Raw genomic sequence first — 21,205 nt, 5'->3', positions numbered from 1 at the left:
GGATGGCCGACATTCGAAGGTTTCCGTTGTCACCGGCGTTGCAGCGGGCCCTGACCCTGCTCAGCGATCCACCGTCGGACCCGCAGGTGAGCCGCGGCTATCTCGACCTGCTCGACGAGGCAGGGGAGGCGGGTGCGCAGCAGAACACCGGCGCCATCCAGCGGCTGTGGGCCTCGTCGTTCGGGTCGATGTTCTACGACAACGCCCAAGCGGTGGCCCGCCGGCTGCTCGAGGCCTGGCAGCACCCGATCGACTGGCTGGCGATCCCCGCCGGCGGGGGGGCGCTGGATGTCGGCTGCGGGCCGGGAAGCATCACCACCTCGCTGGCCCGGGCAGTCGGCCCCGACGGTCTGGCCCTGGGCGTCGACGTCTCAGCACCGATGCTGGCCCGGGCGGTACGGGTGCAGGCCGGCTCCCAGACCGGCTTCCTGCGTGCCGATGCACAGCACCTGCCGCTGCGCGACCAGACCGTCGATGCGGTCGTGTCGATCGCTGTCCTGCAACTGATCCCCGATCCGGTGGCGGCGCTGGGTGAGATGGCGAGGGTGCTCAAGCCCGGTGGGCGGCTCGCACTGATGGTGCCCACCGCGGGATCGGCCTCGCGACTGTGGCAGGTGCTGCCCAAGGCCGGTGCGCGGGTGTTCGACGACGACGAGATCGCCGATACCCTGGAACACCACGGCCTGACCAGTGTTCGGGTCAAGAACTTCGGCACCATCCAGTGGGTGCGGGCCAAACGGGACTGATCGTCTGGCACGTGATGGTCACTTTGCACGAGGTGGATCGGCACAACTGGGGGATCCGGGGCGGTCAGCCCGCATCCGACGTCGACCTGGGTCTTCACCGTTCGGGCGTGAACGCATCAAGCGCTGCGCTGATCGCCTCAGCGCTCGGCGCGCAGTCCCCGGCACCGACCACCAGTGTCGCCAAAGCCCCTGCCGCACAGGCGTATTGCAGCGCCCGTTCGACCCCGCCAGCCCATACGGTCGCCAACACGCCGGCAAAGACATCGCCCGCGCCGGACGTGTCGGCGGCATCGACCACCGGTGACGGCACCTCGACGGTGCCGTCGACACCGGAGTAGCGCGCGCCACGCGACCCCAGCGTGACGACCCGGTGCGGCACCTGGTGGCGGAATCGCGCGGATTCGGACTCGTTGACCACGGCGACGTCAACCAGGTCGAGGAGCCCCGCCACGTCCGCCGCGGGTGGGGACACGTTGAGGATCACCGTCGCCCCGTTCGCGTGGGCCAGCCCGGCGGCCGCGGCGGCCACCGGGGTCGGGATCTCCAACTGCATCAGCAGCACGTCGCAGTCGGCGATCAGGTCGCGCTGGCTGGAAGTCAGCGCCCACGCACCGTTGGCGCCCGGGTCCACCACGATGGTGTTCTCCCCGGACGGGTCCACCATGATGACCGCCGAGCCACTGGGCCCGGGCGCCGTCATGAGGCCGGCGGTTCCGACGCCGTTGCTCTGCAGGTGCCGGCGCTGCAGTAGCCCGGCGTCATCGTCGCCGACCGCGCCCACGAACTGCACGCGGGCTCCCGCGCGTGCCGCGGCCACCGCCTGGTTGGCGCCCTTCCCGCCGGGGTGGGTGCTGCGCGCTGTGGCCAGCACCGTCTCGCCTGCGGCCGGAAGCGCGGCGACGGCGAAGACGGTGTCGGCGTTCACGCTGCCCACTACGCACACCCGCGTCGCCATGGGTTTCAGCTTCGCATTTGCAACCGTGGAATGTGGTGCATCCCCTACTGTGAAAATCCACCGGCAACCGGAGAAGGGAGCCGCCGAGTGGACTCCGCACCGTCGACAGTGATTCAGGCGAGCGATGAGCGCCTGTACCGGCGGCTGGCGGCCCGGCTCAGTATCAAGACCAAGCTGATGATCATCCTGCTGCTGACCAGCATCGCCTCGGTCGCGGTGGTCGGTTTTGTCGAGTTCCAGTATGGCGCAGAGGAATTGCAGCATGCGGCGACCAACAAACTGGTGCAGGCTCGCGAGTTGCAGCGTCGCGCAGTCGCCGGCTTGTTCGCCGATATGTCCAACGCCCTGGTGATCGTCAGCGGGGGAGTGACCGCGGCTTCCGCAGTCAAGGCGTTCAGCGCCGGATTCGACCAACTCGCGAATGCTCCGGTCACGCCCGAGCAGCAGCGGACCATCGTGGGCTACTACCGCGACAACTTCACCACGGCGCTGACCGAACGCACCGGTGAGAAGGCGGACGTCGCCGCGTTCCTGCCCACTTCGAACGCGCAGCGCTACCTGCAGGCGCACTACACCGCAGGCTTCGCCGGAGACTCCAAGAAACTCGACGATGCGGGTGACGGCAGTGCGTGGTCAGCGGCAAATGCCCAGTTCAACGATGTCTTCACCGAGGTTGTTCAGCTCAACGAGTACCGGGATGCGTTGCTGCTGGACACCCAAGGCAACGTGGTCTATTCGGTCAACAAGGGTGTGGACCTGGGCACGAACCTGCTCACCGGCCCCTACCGCGAATCCGGCCTGCGGGACGCCTACCGCAAAGCACTGGCGGCCAACGCGGTCAACTTCGTCTGGATCACCGATTTCCAGCCCTACCAGCCCCAACTGGACGCGCCGACCGCCTGGCTGGTCTCACCGGTGGGCACCAAGGGCGAGGTCGAGGGTGTGTTGGCCTTGGCGCTGCCCAGTGCCAAGATCACCCGAATCATGACCGTCGACCGCGACTGGGATGCGGCCGGGCTGGGCCACACCGCCGAGACCTACCTGGCCGGTCCGGACGACCTGATGCGTTCCGATTCGCGGTTGTTCCTGGAGGATCCCGAGCGCTATCGCCGCGAAGCGGTGGAGGCGGGAACCTCTGAGGCGACGGTGGACCGCGCGGTGCGGTTGGGGACCACCACCTTGGTGCAGCCGGTCGGCGGACCGGGCCTGCAGGCCGCGCAGCGCGGCCAGTCCGGAACGCTCACCACCGGGTACGACTATTTGGGCAAACGCGAACTGACGGCGTACGCGCCGTTGGCCGTGCCCAACTCGGACCTGCAGTGGTCGATCCTGGCGACCAGGGAGTACTCCGACGCCTTTTCCGGCGTCACCTCCTTCAGTAGGAGAGTGGTGCTGGCCACCACCGGGGTGATCTTCGCGATCTGTGTGCTGGCGATGTTGCTTGCCCGGCTGTTCCTGCAACCGATCCGGCGGCTGCAGGCCGCCGCCCAACGGATCAGTGCCGGCGATTACAGCGCCGTGGTACCGGCTCGAACGGCTGACGAGATCGGCGATCTGACCAAGGCGTTCAACGACATGAGCTACAGCCTTCGCACCAAGGAGGAGTTGCTCAGCCAGCAGCGCAAGCAGAACGACGAGCTGATGTTGTCGCTGATGCCGGAATCGCTGGTGCGGCGCTATCGCGGGGGCGAGCAGGCTATCTCGGACGTGCACCACAACGTCACTGTCATCTACGCAGAGCTGCAGGGCATCGATCAATTGTCCTCCGAAATCTCCGCGAGCGAATTGGTGACAATCGTCGACGACTTGGTCAGGCAGTTCGATGCGGCAGCCGAAGCCGTTGGCGTGGAACGAATCCGGACGATGTACAACGGCTATCTGGCCGGCTGCGGCTTGACCACACCACGCCTGGACGGCGTGCACCGAATCGTCGAATTCGCCTCCGAGTTGCAACGGATCGTCGAGCGGTTCGCCATTAAATCCGGGTACCGGCTGAGCCTGTGGGCCGGAGTCAACACCGGCGAAGTCATCAGCGGTCTGGTGGGCCGATCCGGTGTCACCTACGACCTCTGGGGCTCGGCGGTCAACCTCGCCTACCAGTTGCGCAGGCACACACCGGAATCTGGCATCTACGTCACCGCGGTGGTGCGCGACATGCTCGATGACGCGGCGGAGTTCGCTCCGGCCGGCACCATGACCGTCGGTGACGCCCAGGAACAGACCTGGAAATTGGCCCCGAGACTGTCCGAGGCGCCGTGAACGTCTTCGGGTCGTGGCTCTACTGGGCGATCGGGGTCGCCATCGGATTCCCCGCGGGCCTGGTCGCGCTGACCGAAGGGCATGGGGTGCTGGCGCGCCGAGGCAGCTACCTGGCCCGGCCGGTGGCATTGGCTCGTAACTACCTATTGCCGCTGGGCGCCTTGCTGGTGCTGCTGGCAAAGGTGGCCGGCGTGCCCGGCGAGGATCCGACTCTGCGCGTCATCTACACCGCGTTCGGCTTCGTGTTGCTGGTGTTGTTGCTGGCGGTGCTCGACGTCACCTTCTTCCAGAGCGCCCCCCAAGGGTCCTGGCGGGGCCGCATTCCGACCATCTTCATCGATGTCGCCCGGTTCCTGCTGATCGGTGTGGGCCTGGCCCTGACGCTGTCCCTGGTGTGGGACGCCAAGATCGGCGGCCTGTTCACCGCGCTGGGTGTGACGTCGGTGGTTATCGGCCTGATGCTGCAGAACTCGGTCGGTCAGATCGTTTCGGGTCTGTTCATGCTCTTCGAGCAGCCGTTCCGGATTGGCGACTGGCTGTCCACCCCGACCGCCCACGGCCGGGTCGTGGAAGTGAACTGGCGCGCGGTACACATCAGCACCGCCGACGGGCTGCAGGTCACGCCGAACTCGGTGCTGGCCGGCACCTCGTTCACCAACATCAGCCGATCCAGCGGTGCGCACCGGGTGTCGATCACCACCTCGTTCGCCGTCGGCGATCCGCCGGACCGGGTGTGCGCGTTGTTGTCGCGCGTTGCCACCGCTCTGCCAATGCGGACCACCGGCGCGGCACCGGAATCGGCGGCGCTGGGTGGCGGCCAGTACCGCACCGCCATCGCGGTCGACACACCCAGCGACGACGGCGCTACGCAGGCAACCTTCCAGCGGTGGCTCTGGTACGCCTCGCGGCGGGAGGGACTGCACCTTGACGGCGCCACCGACGATTTCTGCACGCCGGAACGGGTGGCCGAGGCGCTGCGGACCGTGGTGGCGCCCGCCCTGCGACTGACGGAGGCAGACCAGCAGGCCCTGGCGCCCTACGCCAGGGTCGTCCGGTATGGCGCCGACGAACCACTGCAGCAAGCCGGTCAGGTACCGGCGGCCATGACGTTTCTGACCGACGGCAGTGTCCGGATCAGCAGCGAGGATCCGGACCAGCCGGGTGCCACGCTGCGCCATGGGGCGTTTCTCGGGATCACCACACTGACCCGCCAAGCCAGCCCGTTCGACGCCCGGGCATTGGAGGAGGTGACCGCGGTGGTCATTGATCGCGAGCACATCGAGGAGCTGGTGATGGCCAAGCCGCTGTTGCTGCAGGAACTGGGCCGGATCATCGATCAGCGGCCTCGCACGGCTGTTGCGCAGCGGCGATCGTGAGGGCGGCGGAGCCGGTCGAAGCGGGGCGCCGTAAGTCAACACAGCGGCGATCGTGAGGGCGACGGAGCCGGTCGAAGCGGGTCGCCGTAAGTCAACACAGCGGCGATCGTGAGGGCGGCGGAGCCGGTCGAAGCGGGTCGCCGCACGTCAACACAGCGGGGCCGTTTTACCTGATCGGGCGTTCGCCGATACGCTGGCACGATGAGCGTCCCCGTGCTTCCCGACCTGCGCCAAGAGGTCCATGACGCCGCCCGCCGCGCCAGGGTCGCCTCGCGTTCCCTGACGGCGTTGTCCACGGCGGCCAAGAACAGTGCGCTGAACGCCGCCGCCGACGCGCTGCTGGCCCACGCCGACGACATCCTGGCCGCCAATGACCGCGACGTCGCCGCCGCCCGTGACGCCGGCACTCCCGAGGCCATCCTGGACCGGCTGGCGCTGACCAAGTCTCGGGTCGACGGGATCGCCGCGGGACTGCGTCAGGTCGCCGGCCTGCCCGACCCGGTCGGCGAGGTGCTGCGCGGCTACACCCTGCCCAACGGACTACTGCTGCGTCAGCAGCGCGTCCCGCTGGGCGTGGTGGGCATGGTCTATGAGGGCCGGCCCAACGTGACCGTCGACGCATTCGGGCTGACCCTGAAGTCCGGCAACGCCGCACTGCTGCGCGGCAGTTCGTCGGCGGCCCACTCCAACCAGGCTTTGGTGGACGTGCTGCGTGGCGCTCTGGAGGCCGAGGACCTGCCCGCCGACGCGGTGCAGTTGCTCTCGTCGGTGGATCGCGCCACGGTCACTCATCTGATCCAGGCTCGCGGACTGGTCGACGTGGTGATCCCGCGCGGCGGAGCCGGATTGATCGAAGCCGTGGTGCGTGACGCGTTGGTGCCCACCATCGAGACCGGTGTCGGCAACTGCCACGTCTACATCCATGAGGCCGCCGATCTTGACATCGCCGAACAGGTGCTGTTGAACTCCAAGACCCGTCGGCCCAGCGTCTGCAATGCCGCCGAGACGCTGCTGATCGACAGGGCGATCGCCGCATCCGCATTGCCGAGGCTGGTGGACGCGTTGACCGCCGCCGGAGTCGCGGTGCACGGTGATGCCGAGGATGCCGCCGCCGAGGATCATCTGCGTCGTGAATACCTGGCGATGGACATCGCCCTTTCGGTGGTCGACGGGCTCGAGGACGCCATCGACCACATCAACGAGTACGGCACCGGCCACACCGAGGCCATCGTCACCACCAACATGGCGGCCGCCCAGCGGTTCAGCGAGCAGGTCGACGCGGCCGCGGTCATGGTCAACGCCTCCACGGCCTTCACCGACGGCGAGCAGTTCGGGTTCGGCGCCGAGATCGGCATCTCCACCCAGAAGCTGCACGCCCGGGGCCCCATGGGTCTGCCGGAGCTGACGTCGACCAAATGGATCGTGTGGGGTGACGGCCACACCCGTCCCGTCTAAGGCGCCTCGAAGGAGCTAAATCCACATGGACAAACCCGCCATCCCCGCCACCCCGGCCCGCCAGGCGCCGCTGTTCGCCGACATCGACGACGTGGCCCGCCGGCTGGCCGAGACCGGCTATCTGGCCGACACCGCCACCACCACGGCGGTGTTTCTGGCCGACCGGCTGGGCAAACCCCTGCTGGTGGAGGGTCCGGCCGGGGTCGGCAAGACCGAGCTGGCCCGCGCGGTGGCCGCGGCCACCGGGTCCGGGCTGGTGCGGTTGCAGTGTTACGAGGGCGTCGACGAGGCCCGGGCGCTCTATGAGTGGAATCACGCCAAGCAGATTCTGCGCATCCAGTCGGGATCCAACGGCGGTGACTGGGACGCCACCAAGATGGATGTGTTCTCCGAGGAGTTCCTGCTGTCGCGGCCGCTGCTGACCGCGATCCGGCGCACCGATCCGACCGTGCTGCTGATCGACGAGACCGACAAGGCCGACATCGAGATCGAGGGTCTGCTGCTGGAGGTGCTGTCCGACTTCGCGGTCACCGTTCCGGAACTGGGCACGATCACCGCGGCGCGCACCCCGTTCACGGTGTTGACCTCCAACGCCACCCGGGAACTGTCCGAAGCGCTCAAGCGCCGCTGCCTGTTCTTGCACATCGACTTCCCCGATCCGGACCTGGAACGCCGGATTCTGCTGTCGCGGGTGCCTGAACTGCCCGAGCATCTGGCCGCCGAGCTGGTGCGCATCATCGCGGTGCTGCGCGGCATGCAGCTAAAGAAGCTGCCGTCGGTGGCCGAGACCATCGACTGGGGCCGCACCATCTTGGCCCTGGGCATGGACACCATCGACGACGCCACCGTCGCTGCCACCCTGGGAGTGGTGCTCAAGCACCAGTCCGATCAGGTGCGGGCATCCGGAGAGCTGCGACTGAACTGATGGTCCGTCGCACCCGCCCGTCGCAACCTCTTGCCCCGCATGGAATTCCGGGGCATCTGGTGGGGTTCGTGGAAGCGCTGCGCGGGCAAGGGATTTCGGTGGGCCCCTCCGAGACCGTTGACGCCGGGCGGGTGTTGACCGCGATCGGGCTCGATGACCGGGAAGTGCTGCGAGAAGGGCTGGCCTGCGCGGTGCTGCGCCGGCCCGATCACCGCGACACCTACGACGCCATGTTCGATCTGTGGTTCCCCGCCGCGCTGGGCGGACGCGCGGTGGTGGTCGACGGGGACGAGGCTGATCCGTCGGATTCCGCGCCGCTGCCGGAGGACGCCGAGGACATGCGGGCCATGCTGCTCGACCTGCTGACCGCGAATCCCGATCTCGCCGACACCGATCCCCGGTTGTCGGCGATGATCGCCGCGATCGTCGGCGCCTACGGGCAATACCGCTCCAGCCGGGGTCCGTCCTACTCCGCCTACCAGGCGCTCAAAGCACTGGCGCTCGACGAGTTGGAGGGCAAACTGCTGGCCGGACTGCTCGCGCCCTACGGCGACGAGCCCAGTCCCACTCAGGAGCAGATCGCCAAGGCGATGGCGGCGCAGCGGATCGCGGCACTGCGCAAGCTCGTTGACGCCGAGACCAAGCGGCGCACCGCCGAGCAGTTGGGGCGCGAACACGTCCAGATGTACGGCATCCCGCAGCTGAGCGAGAACGTCGAGTTCCTGCGTGCCTCCGGCGAGCAGTTGCGCCAGATGCGCCGGGTGGTGGCGCCGCTGGCCCGCACCCTGGCGACCCGGCTGGCCGCGCGCCGGCGACGCTCCCGGGCCGGCACCATCGACCTGCGCAAGACGCTGCGCAAGTCAATGTCCACCGGCGGGGTGCCGATCGACGTAGTCCTGCGCAAGCCGCGTCCCGCGCGGCCCGAGCTGGTGGTGCTGTGCGATGTCTCCGGCTCGGTCGCCGGATTCAGCCATTTCACCTTGCTACTGGTTCATGCGCTGCGGCAACAGTTTTCGAGAGTTCGCGTGTTTGCGTTCATCGACACGACCGACGAAGTGACGCACCTGTTCGGGCCGGAGGCCGACCTGGCCGTGGCGATCCAGCGGATCACCCGGGAGTCCGGGGTCTACACCCGCGACGGCCATTCCGACTACGGCAATGCGTTCGTCTCGTTCGCCGAGAACTATCCAAACGTGGTGTCGCCGCGCAGCGCGCTGCTGGTCCTCGGTGACGGTCGCACGAATTACCGAAACCCAGGTGTGGAGGTGCTGTCGCACCTGGTGACCGCCAGCCGCCATGCGCACTGGCTCAACCCCGAGCCGGCGCATCTGTGGGGCAGTGGCGATTCCGCGGTGCCGCGGTACAGCGACGTGATCGCGATGCACGAATGCCGCTCGGCCAAGCAACTGGCCGGAGTCATCGACGCCCTGCTGCCGGTCTAGCCCGCGTCGCGCTTGCGGCGGCACTTGGGCGCCCGGGGGACCGTCCGGACCCGGGAGCTGGCCCAGTTCCAGGGGCCGTCCCGGTCGCTCAGTGCGTGCGCTGGTAGATCAGCCAGCGCAACTCCATCGGGCTTTCCTCCCGTGTGGTGCGGAACGCGTCCTGCCCGCTGATCCATTCGATGTACCAGCTGGTGGGTGGCCAGCCGCCCTCGGGCAGGTGCGTTTTCTCGTAGTCATGCACGGACTCGTCGGAGAGCAGCTGCAGGGGTAGGCCGGCCGACGCGGCCGACATCTCGGCGCGGGTGTACAGACCCGAGTACACCTGCTGGCAGAATTCCCGGGCGGCACTGTCGGGTTCGTAGCCGTCGTGCGCCAGGAAGCTGTTGAACACCAGGCGCCCGCCGGGGGCCAGGCATCGGGCGGCGAGCTCGAACAGGCTGCGTAGCTCCGCGGTGGACCGGAAATCGGTCAACACCTCAGAAAGCACCATCATCTGGTAGTCGTCGCGCAGGTCATCGGCGTCTTCGAAGACGTCGCGCACGATGACGCGCACGTCCAAGGACTCCGCCGCCGCGTCGGTCGTGAGCATCTCGGCGAACTTCGGGGTCATCTCGACGACGTCGACCGGATGACCGCGACGCGCCAGCGCCAGGGCGTTACGCCCGGTGCCCCCGCCGATCTCGAGCACCCGATGGGAGGCCGGATCGTCGGCCTCGCAGGCGAGGTGCCAGACCCGTGCGTCGGGTTCGGTGCCGAACAGCGGTGGCTTCCGCGTGTCCAGCCAGGCGGCGTACGCGTCCGCGACGCTGTTCCACTGGGCACGGACCGTGTAGTCCAGAGTGGGGCCGATCGGGGCGTTGTAGGAGATGACGATGTGCGAGCGCAGTGAGTGCGAGTAGGCCTCAGCCAGTTGGCCCGCCAGGACTTCTCGGAGGCGGGCGAGTTCGTCGTCGCTGAAGGGCTTGCCCAGGCCGGCGAACACGGCAGAGCACATCGTGACGTATTCCTCGAGCATGCTCGGCACTGCCGGCAGCCGGATCTCGCCGCTGGTCTGGGCACGCGTGTAAAAACGCCTGACCATGGCGTTCTTGGCCGCCTGGGCGCGATCTATTGAGCTCACCGGAAAATCTTCCACAGACATCTTCTACACGATTGGCATTGGCTTCGGGGTAGCAACGGGGGGTTGCGTCCTTCGGTGAGCGTACGCCGAAGCGGAAAGCCGTTTGGCGCATCGGCCGCCTAGGCCGGGGCCGAGCGGTGCGACCAGTGCGCTCAGGTCGACGAGGACCCCAAGTAAGCTGGCCTATCGTGCGAAAACGGCGGCTGGGAGTCATGGGTGGGACGTTCGATCCCATCCATCATGGCCACCTGGTCGCCGCCAGTGAGGTCGCCGACCTGTTCGAGCTCGACGAGGTGGTCTTCGTGCCGACGGGCCAGCCGTGGCTCAAGGACCGTCGGGTCACCGCCGCGGAGGACCGTTACCTGATGACGGTGATCGCCACCGCGTCCAACCCGCGGTTCTCGGTGAGCCGCGCCGACATCGATCGCGGCGGTCCTACCTACACCAAAGACACCTTGCGTGACCTGCAGGAACAGAACCCGGACGCCGAGCTCTATTTCATCACCGGTGCGGACGCGCTGGCCACCATTCTGTCCTGGCAGGATTGGCCGGAGATGTTCGAGATGGCGCGGTTTGTGGGGGTGAGCCGGCCCGGTTACGAGCTCAACGGCGATCATCTCGCTGATGCGCTCGGCTCCCTGCCGCCGCACGCTTTGACGCTGGTCGAGGTGCCGGCGCTGGCGATCTCGTCTACCGATTGCCGCCGGCGCGCGGCAGAATCCCGCCCGATCTGGTACCTGGTACCAGACGGGGTGGTCCAGTACGTGTCCAAGCGCCGCCTCTACCAACCGACCCCCGGAGACCAACAATGACCGCGACACCCGAGGCCGTGCGGATGGCCACCGTGGCGGCCGGCGCCGCCTCCAACAAGCTGGCCGATGACGTCGTCGTGATCGATGTCTCAGCGCAACTGGTCATCACCGACTGCTTCGTCATCGCCTCGGCCTCCAACGAGCGCCAGGTCAACGCGATCGTCGACGAGGTCGAGGACAAGATGCGCCTGGCCGGCTATAAGCCGGCGCGCCGCGAGGGCACTCGGGAGGGGCGCTGGACTCTGCTGGACTACGTCGACATCGTGGTGCACATCCAGCACCAGGACGAGCGGGACTTCTACGCGCTGGACCGGCTGTGGAAGGACTGCCCGCTGGTGCCGGTGGACTTAGCGGACTCGGCCGCTGAGCCGACCCCCGAGGACGCGTCGTGAGGGTCCGCAGGCTGATCCTGCTGCGGCACGGCCAGACCGAGTTCAACGCCGGCAGCCGGATGCAGGGTCAGCTGGACACCGTTCTCAGCGACCTGGGTCGGGCGCAGGCGGAGGCGGCGGCAGAGGTGCTGCGCAAACGACACCCGCTGCTGATCGTGTCCTCGGATCTGTGGCGGGCCTACGACACCGCCACCGTGCTGGCCGAGCACAACGGGCTGCAGGTCCGAGTGGACACCAGGTTGCGGGAAACGCATCTGGGTGACTGGCAGGGGCTGACCCATGAAGAGGTCGACGCCGCCGCACCGGGCGCCCGGCTGGCTTGGCGTGACGACGCCCGATGGGCACCCCACGGCGGGGAGAGCCGCATCGATGTGGCCGAGCGCAGCGTTCCGTTGGTGCGCGAGTTGGTGGCAGGGGAGCCGGACTGGGGCAGAGCAGAGCACGCCGATCAGCCGGTGGTGCTGGTCGCCCACGGCGGGCTGATCGCCGCTCTGACAGCGGCGTTGCTGCGGCTGCCGGTAGAGAACTGGCCGGCACTGGGCGGGATGGCCAACGCCAGCTGGACCCAGCTCAGCGGATACTCCGACGGAACCGATTCAGACCAGGATGACTTCGCCGATGTGCGATGGCGTCTCGACGTCTGGAACGCCTCAGCACAGGTGGCCAGCGATGTCCTCTGAACCGCGGAAGCCCGCGCAAGCCCGTCCCACCCTGCTGGTCTTCGCCGACTCGCTGTCCTATTACGGGCCCACCGGCGGGCTGCCCGCCGATGATCCGCGGATCTGGCCGAACATCGTTGCCAGCCAGTTGGACTGGGATGTCGAACTGATCGGTCGGATCGGCTGGACCAGCCGAGACGTCTGGTGGGCGTCCACCCAGGACCCGCGGGCGTGGGCGGCACTGCCGCGGGCCGGGGCGGTCATCTTCGCCACCAGCGGGATGGACTCACTGCCCTCGGTGTGGCCGACGGCCATGCGTGAATTGATCCGCTATGTGCGGCCGGCCTGGCTGCGGCGTTGGGTCCGCGACGGCTACGGCTGGCTGCAGCCCCGGCTCTCGCCGGTGGCGCGGGCGGCCCTACCTCCGCATCTCACCGTGGAATATCTCGAGATGACCAGGGGTGCAATAGATTTCAACAGGCCAGGCATTCCCATTGTGGCTTCGCTGCCGTCGGTGCACATCGCGGACACCTACGGCCGCGCCCACCAGGGACGGGAACCCACGGTGCGGGCAATCACGGCCTGGTCGCGGGAACATGATGTACCCCTGGTGGACCTGAAGGCCGCGGTGGGCGACGAGGTCATGAGCGGCCGCGCCAATCCGGACGGCATCCATTGGAATTTCGAGGCGCACCGGGCTGTCGCCGACCTGATGCTCAAGGCCCTGGGTGAGGCCGGCGTGCCCGGCCCGTTGGGGTGACCCCCGATGAGCGTCGTCGTCATCACCGACTCGTCGGCCTGCCTGCCTCTCGAGGTGCGTGACCGCTGGGGGATTCGCACGGTACCGCTGCACATCCTGCTCGACGGAGCCGATCTGCGCGACGGCGTCGACGACGTGCCCGCGGACATCTATGCGCGCGAGCGCGTCACCACATCCGGGGCGGGCCCGCAGGAGCTGGCGGAGGTCTACCGCACTGCGCTGGACTACAGCGCGGGCTCCGGGGTGGTGGCGGTGCACATTTCCTCGGCGCTGTCCGGGACGTTCGGCACCGCCGAGCAGGTAGCCGGCCAGATCGGTCCCGCCGTGCGGGTGATCGACTCGAAATCGGCCGCGATGGGCACCGGATTCGCGGTGTTGGCCGCGGCTCGAGCGGCCGCCGGCGGCGCCGACCTGCAAGGCGTCGCGGAAGCGGCGGACGCCGCCGTGCAGCGTGCTCACGCCTACATGGTGGTGCAGCGGCTGGACAACCTGCGGCGCAGCGGCCGGATCGGCAGCGCGGCGGCGTGGCTGGGAACCGCCCTGTCGCTCAAACCGCTGCTGGCGGTCGAGGATGGCAAGCTCGTTCTGGCGCAACGCATCCGCACCGTCAGCAAGGCCGTCGCGTCGATGATCGACCGGGTCTGTGATGTGGTCGGGGATCGCTCAGCGGCACTGGCGGTGCATCACGTCGCCAATCCGCAGGGGGCCCAGGAGGTCGCCGGTGCGCTGGCGGAGCGGTTGCCGGTCTGTGCGCCCGCGGTGATCACCAGCCTGTGTCCGACGTTGGCCCTGCACGTGGGCGTCGGTGCCGTCGCGGTGTGTGTCGATGTCGATCCGGGCGGGGCCTGAGCGCGTCGACCCCGGCCTGCCTACTGCGCGGGCGCCGCGAATCTGTCTGTGTCGGTGGACTCTTCACGCGGGGTGTGTGCCGCGATCCCGCGAACGTTCTTGTTGGGACCCCACGGCCGGACCACCTGCGGCCACCAGAACCACTTGCCCAACAACGTGGCGATCGACGGCATGAAGAACGCCCGGACCACGAAGGTATCCAGCAGCAAACCGATTGCCACGGTGGTGCCATACATGCCGATGGCCTTGAGATCACTGAAGAACATGATGCCCATGGTGGCGGCGAACACCATGCCCGCCGAGGTCACCACGCCGCCGCTGCCCGCCATCGCCCGTATGTAGCCGGTCTTGAGCCCCGCGTGTATCTCCTCCTCGAAGCGGGAGACCAGCAGCAGGTTGTAATCCGAGCCGACGGCCAGCAACACGATCACCGCCAGCACCAGTGTCACCCAATAGATGTGCTGGCCGAAAATGTGCTGCCAGATCAACACCGAGATGCCGAAGGACGCGGCGATAGAACTGGATGCGGTGCCGAGAATGACCGCTGCGGCCACCAGGCTTCGGGTGATCATCATCATGATCAAGAAGATCAGCGTGAGCGACGCCACGACCGCGATCATCAGGTCGTACTTGGCGCCGTTCTGCATGTCTTCATAGAGAGCGGCCATCCCGCCGATGTAGACCTTGGCGTCCGCCAACGACGACTGCTTCAGGGCTTCTTGGGCAGCGATCCGCTCCGGCTCGACCCGTTTGATGCCCTCCGCGGTCGCCGGATAGGTCTGGTGCGTGACGAAAAACCGTGCCGACTTGCCGTCCGGTGACATGAACAGCCGGAGACCGGTCTGGAAGTCCTTGTTGTCGAACGCCTCTGCGGGCAGGTAGAAGAAGTCGTCGTTCTTGGAGTCGTCGAAGCTCTGACCCATCATGATCTGGGTGTTGCTCAGGTCCTCCATCTGATCGATGAACGCCGAGAACGTCGAGTGCACCGTCAGCACCAGTCCGCGCATGATCCGCATGGTGTCGACCACGGCCGGCAGCAGTTCGACCGCCTGCGGCAGCAGGCGTGCCGTCTTGGTGATGTCGTCGGACAGGTAGTGCAACTGCTCGGCGAGTTGGTCGATGCCGTCGGTGGCGTCGAAGGTGTTGCGCAGCGCGTTGCACATCGGGATGTCGAAACAGTGCGGCTCCCAGTAGAAGTAGGAGCGCAGCGGGCGAAACTGATCGTCGAACTCCGCGATGTGGTCGCGGATCCGGTCGGAGACGTCCACCGTGTTTCGGGTGACCTCGGCCGTGTCGTCGAACGTGCGGTCGACCTCCTGGAGGTACCCGTACATCTGGATCAGCAACTCGATGTCCTTGTCGAGTTGCTGGGAGATGGTGTCGATGTCCTTGATCCGGTCCTTGAGCGTCTTCATGTTCTGGATCATCAGCTGGTTGGAGACGCTGAGTTGGAACGGTATCGAGCTGTGCTGCAGCGGAATCCCCAGCGGTCGGGTGATGTCCTGGATCATCCCGATCCCGACCACCCGCATGATGTTCTTGGCGACCCGGTCCAGCACCAGCATGTCGGCCGGATTGCGCATGTCGTGGTCGGATTCGACCATGGTGATGTCCGGCGCCATCCGGGCCGCCGAGAAGTGTTTCTCCGCAGCGGCATAGGCCACGTTTACCGGGGTGCCCTGGGGCAGATACTTGCGGTCGTCGTAACCGGGTTTGAACCCCGGCAGGGCGACCAGACCGATCAGGATGATGGCCAGGCTGGCCACCGCGATCGGCCCCGGCCAGCGCACCACCGACACGCCGGCCCGGCGCCAGAACCCGCCCGGCCTGGCTCTTTTGGGGTCAAGCAGGCCAAAGCTGGTGACCACCACCAGCATGGCAGGCCCCAGGGTGAGGGCGGCCGCGACCACCACGAGCATGCCTACCGAGACCGGAATGCCCATGGTGTGGAAGTAGGGCAGCCGGGTGAAATACAGCATCGCCGACGCCCCGGCGATGGTCAGACCCGAACCCAACACCACCGGCGTGACACTGCGCACGGTGGTGTAGTACGCATCGATCCGGTCCTCGCCGGCCAGCCGGGCTTCCCGGTACCGGCCGATGAGAAAGATGCCGTAGTCCGTGCCTGCGGCGATCGCGAGCATCACCATGATGTTGACCGCGAACGTGGTCAGGCCCATGACGTCGTTGTAGCCGAGGACCGCGACGACGCCGCGAGCACAGATCAGCTCGAGCAGGGTCAGAAACAGCTGGGTCAGCATCGCCGACACCGATCGGAAGACGATCAGCAGCATGATCGCGATCGCGCCGATGGTGAACAGGGTGATCTTGACCAGACTGGAGTCGCCGATCTGCCGCAGATCAGCAGTCAGCGCGGCCGGCCCGGCGACGTAGGCCTGAACCCCGGGCGGAGCTGGGGTGTCGTCGATGGCCTGCCGGACCGCGACGACCGAATCATTGGCCTCGGTCATGCCCTGGTTGCCGACCAGGTTGAGCATGATGTAGGCGGCCTTGGCGTCGGAGCTCTGCACGCCTGCCGCGGTCAGTCGGTCCCGCCAGAAGTCCTGGGCGTGTTCGACATGGGCTGTGTCGGCAACCAGCTTCGCGACGATCTCGTCGTAGTAATGGTGAGCGGCATCGCCGAGTTCTTCCTCGCCCACCACCACCATCATCACGGTGCTGTTGGATTTGTATTCCTGAAAGTTCTCACCGACCAGCTTGCTGGCGATCATCGACGGCGCATCGACGGGCGCGAGCGGCGCGGAGTGTTCCTCGGAGATGACTTCCAGCTGGGGCACAAGGACATTCACCAGCACCGTGAGGACGATCCAGATGATGATGATCGGCACCGCGAATATTCGCAGCATGTGCGCGAAGAACGGCCGCTTGACGTGCGGATCCTGCCGGCTGTCCAGCTGATCTTTGATCTTTTTGATCATCCGGACTTCACCAGGCAGAAGGTCTGGGCATTGAGGCCGGTGGCACGACGTTCGTCAAGCAGCCGTTCGTCGATCTTGATACGGCAGCCGATCTCACCGGTGTTGCCCTGCACGATCATGTTGGCCATCACGGCTGGCAGTACGGTGACCACCGTGTAGGTCCACGGCAGGGGCACGCCGGTGAGTTGATGGACGTTGGCCTCGGCGTCCCAGTAGTTGATGTCGGCGGTGGTACCCGGCGGCCCGAAGGCCTCGTAGGCCACGTATTTCGGGTTGAACTGGACGATTTCGATGCCGGCACCGGCGTGGGGATTGAGGTCTTCTGAGGCGAACACCTTGTGCAGTCGGCTGACGATCACACTCGAGATCGCGATGACCACGATGAAGACCAGTGGAATCCAATACCGTTTAAGCATGCCGGCGGCCGAGATTTTCGCCATCTCACCGCCTTCCGCCTGTCGATAATGCGGTTGAACGTCGGCGCTGGACGGTCTGTTCCCCCGGCTTCGGCGGAAGCATCGATGGTTCCGCGAATCGCGCCCTTCGGCAGCATAACCTTCGCTTGGCTAAGGAACGCAAGATCCGCTGACTCGGCCCGGGCTGGCGCGCGGGCACCGACGTCCGCCTCGAGTTCAGCGCCAACGCTCAGACTTCAGTAGCATGGCCGCTGATGCACGCTCTGGGGAAAGTCGTCCGATTCGGTGCCGTGGTCATCGTGGCAGTGCTGATGCTGTCCGGGTGCAGCGGCAGGGGCGCGTCCGGCGCGTCCTCGCAGGAAGCATCGGCCCCTGAGGCGTCGTGGACTCGCCCCGACGCGCCGCCCGATCCGCAGACCCTGCTTCGCGCCGGTGACCTCGCGATCGCGCAAGTACCCAACAGCGTGTTGATCTTCATCGAGAGTCAGACCAGCGACGCCGGTACCTGGAAGGCCGGGGTGGTCACTCCAGACGGCACCGAACACCAGGTCAAGGTCGACTCTGATGGGGTGTCCGTGCTGGTCGGCCCCGACGCGACTGACGACAGCAACGCCGACAAGGCCAAGCGGCGCGCCAATGTGGCCGGCACCCATCTGGACTACCGCAGCGCCGTGGAGCGCGTACTGGGGGCAGTGCCCAACAGTTCGATCACCGAGCTGAGCCTGCTCGACATGAACGGCACGGTCATCTGGGAAGCCGACGTGTGGGACGACAACCTGGCCGAGCGAGACGTCAACGTCGACGCAGCGACGGGGGCGGTCACCGCCAACCGGCAGGTATAGATTCGGCGCTCCGGCCGCTTAGAGCACGCCGGTGCGGCCCGTGATCGGGGGCAGATCGGCCAGCGTGACGATGCCCGGTTCCGCCGCGACCACCGCCGGCACCGCGTTGGTCACCGGCATCGCCGTGTAGATCGAGCCCAAACCGTTGAAATTCGGCTCGTTCCACTCCTTCGGCGGCAGGCAGTTGATGACGGTGCGCATATTGGGCAGCCCAAACACCTGGATGACGTGGCCGTGCGCCACCGGCTTGGGCGGGATGACCCGGTCGCCCATGATCCAGTTGAAGCCGACGCTGACCACGTTGTGATCGCCGACCCAGCCGCGGTGATAACCGAACACGCTGCCGACGGTGCCCGCCGGGATCTTCATAAAGCCCAGATCGCTGTCGCCGGTCGCGGCAGTGAACTGCACATCGAAGGTGATGCGGTCCAACCGCGCGCCGATCGCATGGGCCATCATCGCCGCCGACTCGGCGAAGACTTCGCTTTCGCGACGGACGCTTTCGGCCAACCCGGGGGTGGCGGGATCCTGCGCGAAGCCCATCGCCGCCATGGTGGCCGCCGACTCGTAGGTCGAGCAGTCCACCGATTCGGTGATCCGGATTTCATCGACCCGCTCGCACGCCCCGGACAGCACCATTCCGACCATGTTGGTCAGCCCCGGGTGCGCGCCGCTGCCGAACATCGTCGAGTTGCCGGCCCGGCAGGCGTCCTCGATGCGTCTGCGGTCTTGCGCGCTCTGTTTGCCCCCGGTGATCCAGGCCGCCGTCGAGCACACGTTCACCCCGGCTTCCAGCAGCCGGACCAGTTCGTCGATGCTCGGCCACAGCGGGTTGTAACAGCACGCATCGGGCTTCAGTGCGATCAGGGCGTCGATGTCGTTGGTGGCGGTGATGCCGGTGGGTTCCGGCCAGCCGGCCAGCTCGGCGGCATCCACCCCGATCTTGTCCTTGCCGTGGGCGTAGACGCCGACCAGCTCCATGTCGGGCCTACCGATGATGGCGTGCAACGAGCGTTGCCCGATGTTTCCGGTGGTCCATTGAATGACGCGAAGCGGGCGGGTGGCAGCGGGCATCATGCTCCTCGGTGACGGGTGTATCCCACATTATTGGGGTGCGGTCCCCGAGCGTTTGTGGCAGCCTCGATCGACGTGACCGGCAAGGTATCGCCACCATTGACCCTGCGGACCGCCACCGATGACGATTGGGCTGCGATGGCAGTGCTGGGCGCTGTCGGCTTCGGTGAGGACTGGGACGCCGAGTCGATGGCCGCCTGGCGGACCCTGACCTCGCCCGACAGTTCCCTGGTAGTTTGCGACGGCGATGCGGTGGTCGGCATGTCGGGCTATTTGGATCTGGAGCTGACCGTGCCCGGCGGGGCGGTGCTGCCGGCGGCGGGGGTCAGCTACGTCGTGGTGGCTCCGACTCACCGCCGCCGCGGCGTGCTGCGAATGATGTATACCGAATTGCACAGGCGCATAGCCGATTCGGGTTATCCGATTGCGGCGTTGACGGCCAGCGAAGGCGGCATCTACGGGCGGTTCGGCTACGGTCCGGCGACGGTGGACCACGAGCTGACCATCGACCGGCGCTTCGCCCAGCTGCATCCCGACGCGCCCGACCCCGGCGGGGTACGGCTGGTCAAAGCGGCCGACAGCCGCGACGAGTTCGCGGTGATCTACCAGCGCTGGCGCCAGCGAGTCCCGGGCGGTTTGGCGCGCCCACTGGTGCTCTGGGATGACCTGCTCGCCGACCGGGAGAACACCCGCGAGGGCGGCACCGAATGGCTCGCGATGCTGCATCCCGACGGCTATGTGCTCTACCGCGTGCACGCCGGTGAGCCAAAGACGGTGCGAGTCGAGGAGTTCCGGGCGGTGACCCCGGAGGCACACGCCGCACTGTGGCGGGCGCTGCTCGGGTTGGACCTGATGGGGAAGATCGTCGTCGAGACCTACCCCGACGACTCCATGCCTTACCTGCTGACCGATACCCGGCTGGCCACCACCACTGGGCGTTCGGACGGTCTGTGGCTGCGGATGATGGACATCCCCGCTGTGCTCATGGCCCGCCGCTACACCGTGGACCTGCCCGAGCTGACCTTCGTCGTGGCGGTGCGTGACGGTTTCCGCAGCGATGGTGGGCGATTCGCGCTCACAATACGCAAGGGGGTCGCCGAGTGCGCCCCGACCGAGGCGGACACCGAGGTGGAGCTGGACCTGGATGTGCTGGGCAGCCTGTATTTCGGCGCGCACCGGGCATCGTCGCTTGCCAGAGCCGGCAGGCTACGGTGTCGCGACGATGCCCTGGTGCGTCGTCTGGATGCGGCGTTCGCCCACGACGTCGCCGCCCAAATCGGTTTCGGCTTTTAGGCTGCTACAGCTTCGCCAGGTCGTAGCTGCTCAGGTTGTCGATGAGCACGTGCAGCTGATCCTGCGACGAGCCCAGGGTGTGGTCGATCGCGGTGAGCCGGGCCGCGTAGTGCCCGACCGGGTATTCCCAGGTCACCCCGATCCCGCCGTGCAACTGGATGGCCTCCTGAGCGATGTGGCGCCCGGACCGGCCGACCTGCAGCTTGGCGCGCGCCGCGATCACCGGGTCGTAGTTGCCGTCGGCGAGCGACATCGCCGCGTACATGCTCATGCTGCGGGCCAACTCCAGCGACACGTACATGTCGGCGGCACGCTGGGTCAGGGTCTGGAAGGTGTTGAGGGTGACCCCGAACTGCTTGCGTGTCTTGAGGTAGTCGGTGGTCAGCCGCAAGGCCTCTTCCATCGCGCCGACCGCCTCGGCGCACAGTGCCGAGGAGATGCGGATGACGGCGCGCTCGATGGCGGCCGAGGCGTCGGTCGCCTCACCCAGCGCAGTGGCCGGGGCATCGGCGAAGTCGAGCTGGGCGCCGCGCTGGCCGTCGAAGGTCCGGTAGGGCTGACGGGCCACGCCGTCGGCGCTTGCCTCGACCAGGAACAGTCCGGTCCCGCCATCGGGCAATGCAGCGCTGACGACGAATGTGTCGGCGCGATCCCCGGTCAGCACCGGGTTTTTACGTCCGCTCAGCTGCCACGAATCACCTTGCGGCACCGCTGTGGTGGTCACCTTGCCTGCGGTTCCCCGCATACCCGGTTCGGTGTGGGCGAACGCCAGAATCCGCTCGCCTTCGGCGACGGTGTCGAGCAGCGCGCGCTGCTCGGCGGTGCCGCGCTCGGCGATCAGCGCGCCCGGCCCGAGTGCCCCGTGTACGACCTGTCTCTTATACACATCTG

General features: G+C 67.1%; 19 protein-coding genes. 13 read left to right on the top strand and 6 right to left on the bottom strand.

Going from position 1 to position 21,205, the window contains the following annotated elements:
• The first annotated feature begins 2 nt into the window (after positions 1-2).
• Positions 3-746 carry a methyltransferase domain-containing protein gene (locus tag LI94_RS07640; RefSeq protein ID WP_046300820.1) on the top strand — a complete coding sequence of 248 codons (744 nt, stop codon included), beginning with the start codon at positions 3-5 and terminating at the stop codon, positions 744-746.
• A 94-nt stretch (positions 747-840) separates the two neighbouring features.
• Here LI94_RS07640 and LI94_RS07635 read toward each other — a convergent pair whose 3' ends face one another.
• Complete coding sequence (locus LI94_RS07635; protein WP_192830938.1) at positions 841-1,701, bottom strand: ribokinase; 861 nt, start codon at positions 1,699-1,701, stop codon at positions 841-843.
• A 177-nt stretch (positions 1,702-1,878) separates the two neighbouring features.
• Between LI94_RS07635 and LI94_RS07630 the strand changes: the two genes are divergently transcribed.
• From LI94_RS07630 to LI94_RS07610, 5 genes are all read left to right on the top strand, one after another.
• Positions 1,879-3,960, top strand: coding sequence for an adenylate/guanylate cyclase domain-containing protein (locus LI94_RS07630; protein WP_239651177.1), 2,082 nt, complete (start codon positions 1,879-1,881; stop codon positions 3,958-3,960).
• Positions 3,957-5,336: a mechanosensitive ion channel family protein gene (locus LI94_RS07625; protein WP_046300817.1), complete on the top strand. Its 1,380-nt coding sequence runs from the start codon at positions 3,957-3,959 to the stop codon at positions 5,334-5,336. The genes LI94_RS07630 and LI94_RS07625 overlap by 4 nt, the downstream gene beginning before the upstream one ends.
• Positions 5,337-5,537: 201 nt before the next feature.
• Positions 5,538-6,791 carry a glutamate-5-semialdehyde dehydrogenase gene (locus tag LI94_RS07620; RefSeq protein WP_024440758.1) on the top strand — a complete coding sequence of 418 codons (1,254 nt, stop codon included), beginning with the start codon at positions 5,538-5,540 and terminating at the stop codon, positions 6,789-6,791.
• A 25-nt stretch (positions 6,792-6,816) separates the two neighbouring features.
• Positions 6,817-7,716 (top strand): MoxR family ATPase, encoded by a 900-nt coding sequence (locus LI94_RS07615; RefSeq protein ID WP_024440757.1) that lies wholly within the window; start codon positions 6,817-6,819, stop codon positions 7,714-7,716.
• Complete coding sequence (locus tag LI94_RS07610; RefSeq protein WP_125078782.1) at positions 7,713-9,158, top strand: VWA domain-containing protein; 1,446 nt, start codon at positions 7,713-7,715, stop codon at positions 9,156-9,158. Before LI94_RS07615 ends, LI94_RS07610 begins: the two co-directional genes overlap by 4 nt.
• 88 nt (positions 9,159-9,246) lie before the next feature.
• Here the strand turns inward: LI94_RS07610 and LI94_RS07605 are convergent, their stop codons facing one another.
• Positions 9,247-10,293 (bottom strand): class I SAM-dependent methyltransferase, encoded by a 1,047-nt coding sequence (locus tag LI94_RS07605; protein WP_024440755.1) that lies wholly within the window; start codon positions 10,291-10,293, stop codon positions 9,247-9,249.
• A 188-nt stretch (positions 10,294-10,481) separates the two neighbouring features.
• On the opposite strand from LI94_RS07605, the gene nadD reads away from it, so the two are divergent.
• The 5 genes from nadD to LI94_RS07580 are packed head-to-tail and all read left to right on the top strand — an operon-like array spanning position 10,482 to position 13,750.
• Positions 10,482-11,090, top strand: coding sequence for a nicotinate-nucleotide adenylyltransferase (gene nadD, locus LI94_RS07600; RefSeq protein ID WP_255341875.1), 609 nt, complete (start codon positions 10,482-10,484; stop codon positions 11,088-11,090).
• Positions 11,087-11,482: a ribosome silencing factor gene (gene rsfS / locus LI94_RS07595; protein ID WP_024440753.1), complete on the top strand. Its 396-nt coding sequence runs from the start codon at positions 11,087-11,089 to the stop codon at positions 11,480-11,482. The genes nadD and rsfS overlap by 4 nt, the downstream gene beginning before the upstream one ends.
• Positions 11,479-12,162 carry a glucosyl-3-phosphoglycerate phosphatase gene (gene gpgP, locus LI94_RS07590; protein ID WP_046300815.1) on the top strand — a complete coding sequence of 228 codons (684 nt, stop codon included), beginning with the start codon at positions 11,479-11,481 and terminating at the stop codon, positions 12,160-12,162. Before rsfS ends, gpgP begins: the two co-directional genes overlap by 4 nt.
• Entirely contained in the window at positions 12,152-12,901 is a 750-nt protein-coding gene (gene octT / locus LI94_RS07585) for a diglucosylglycerate octanoyltransferase (protein WP_024440751.1), read from the top strand. The genes gpgP and octT overlap by 11 nt, the downstream gene beginning before the upstream one ends.
• Positions 12,902-12,907: 6 nt before the next feature.
• Positions 12,908-13,750: a DegV family protein gene (locus LI94_RS07580; RefSeq protein WP_046300814.1), complete on the top strand. Its 843-nt coding sequence runs from the start codon at positions 12,908-12,910 to the stop codon at positions 13,748-13,750.
• A gap of 20 nt (positions 13,751-13,770) precedes the next feature.
• On the opposite strand, the gene LI94_RS07575 is transcribed toward LI94_RS07580, so the two are convergent.
• Positions 13,771-16,689: an MMPL family transporter gene (locus tag LI94_RS07575; protein WP_046300813.1), complete on the bottom strand. Its 2,919-nt coding sequence runs from the start codon at positions 16,687-16,689 to the stop codon at positions 13,771-13,773.
• The gene (locus LI94_RS07570) at positions 16,686-17,129 is read right to left on the bottom strand and encodes an MmpS family transport accessory protein (RefSeq protein WP_024440748.1); all 444 of its coding nucleotides are present in this window, start codon (positions 17,127-17,129) and stop codon (positions 16,686-16,688) included. Before LI94_RS07570 ends, LI94_RS07575 begins: the two co-directional genes overlap by 4 nt.
• A 230-nt stretch (positions 17,130-17,359) precedes the next feature.
• On the opposite strand from LI94_RS07570, the gene LI94_RS07565 reads away from it, so the two are divergent.
• Positions 17,360-17,947: a PepSY domain-containing protein gene (locus LI94_RS07565; protein WP_052739897.1), complete on the top strand. Its 588-nt coding sequence runs from the start codon at positions 17,360-17,362 to the stop codon at positions 17,945-17,947.
• Positions 17,948-17,965: 18 nt separating this feature from the next.
• On the opposite strand, the gene LI94_RS07560 is transcribed toward LI94_RS07565, so the two are convergent.
• Positions 17,966-19,024 carry a dihydrodipicolinate reductase gene (locus tag LI94_RS07560; RefSeq protein WP_046300812.1) on the bottom strand — a complete coding sequence of 353 codons (1,059 nt, stop codon included), beginning with the start codon at positions 19,022-19,024 and terminating at the stop codon, positions 17,966-17,968.
• A gap of 72 nt (positions 19,025-19,096) precedes the next feature.
• On the opposite strand from LI94_RS07560, the gene LI94_RS07555 reads away from it, so the two are divergent.
• Positions 19,097-20,314, top strand: coding sequence for an enhanced intracellular survival protein Eis (locus tag LI94_RS07555; RefSeq protein ID WP_255351885.1), 1,218 nt, complete (start codon positions 19,097-19,099; stop codon positions 20,312-20,314).
• Between the two features lie 4 nt (positions 20,315-20,318).
• Here LI94_RS07555 and LI94_RS07550 read toward each other — a convergent pair.
• The coding region (locus LI94_RS07550; protein WP_046300811.1) for an acyl-CoA dehydrogenase family protein at positions 20,319-21,205 on the bottom strand (887 nt) is incomplete at its 5' end.

The organism is Mycobacterium sp. UM_Kg27 (genome assembly GCF_000972905.1).
GTDB lineage: Bacteria > Actinomycetota > Actinomycetes > Mycobacteriales > Mycobacteriaceae > Mycobacterium.
This window is presented reverse-complemented; position numbering and strand designations above follow the sequence as displayed.

Coding starts and splice junctions, on each gene's coding strand:
- LI94_RS07640 (WP_046300820.1), top strand. CDS start 3: ATGGCCGACATTCGAAGGTTTCCGTTGTCACCGGCGTTGCAGCGGGCC.
- LI94_RS07635 (WP_192830938.1), bottom strand. CDS start 1,701: ATGGCGACGCGGGTGTGCGTAGTGGGCAGCGTGAACGCCGACACCGTC.
- LI94_RS07630 (WP_239651177.1), top strand. CDS start 1,879: ATGATCATCCTGCTGCTGACCAGCATCGCCTCGGTCGCGGTGGTCGGT.
- LI94_RS07620 (WP_024440758.1), top strand. CDS start 5,538: ATGAGCGTCCCCGTGCTTCCCGACCTGCGCCAAGAGGTCCATGACGCC.
- LI94_RS07615 (WP_024440757.1), top strand. CDS start 6,817: ATGGACAAACCCGCCATCCCCGCCACCCCGGCCCGCCAGGCGCCGCTG.
- rsfS (WP_024440753.1), top strand. CDS start 11,087: ATGACCGCGACACCCGAGGCCGTGCGGATGGCCACCGTGGCGGCCGGC.
- octT (WP_024440751.1), top strand. CDS start 12,152: ATGTCCTCTGAACCGCGGAAGCCCGCGCAAGCCCGTCCCACCCTGCTG.
- LI94_RS07580 (WP_046300814.1), top strand. CDS start 12,908: ATGAGCGTCGTCGTCATCACCGACTCGTCGGCCTGCCTGCCTCTCGAG.
- LI94_RS07575 (WP_046300813.1), bottom strand. CDS start 16,689: ATGATCAAAAAGATCAAAGATCAGCTGGACAGCCGGCAGGATCCGCAC.
- LI94_RS07570 (WP_024440748.1), bottom strand. CDS start 17,129: ATGGCGAAAATCTCGGCCGCCGGCATGCTTAAACGGTATTGGATTCCA.
- LI94_RS07565 (WP_052739897.1), top strand. CDS start 17,360: ATGCACGCTCTGGGGAAAGTCGTCCGATTCGGTGCCGTGGTCATCGTG.
- LI94_RS07560 (WP_046300812.1), bottom strand. CDS start 19,024: ATGATGCCCGCTGCCACCCGCCCGCTTCGCGTCATTCAATGGACCACC.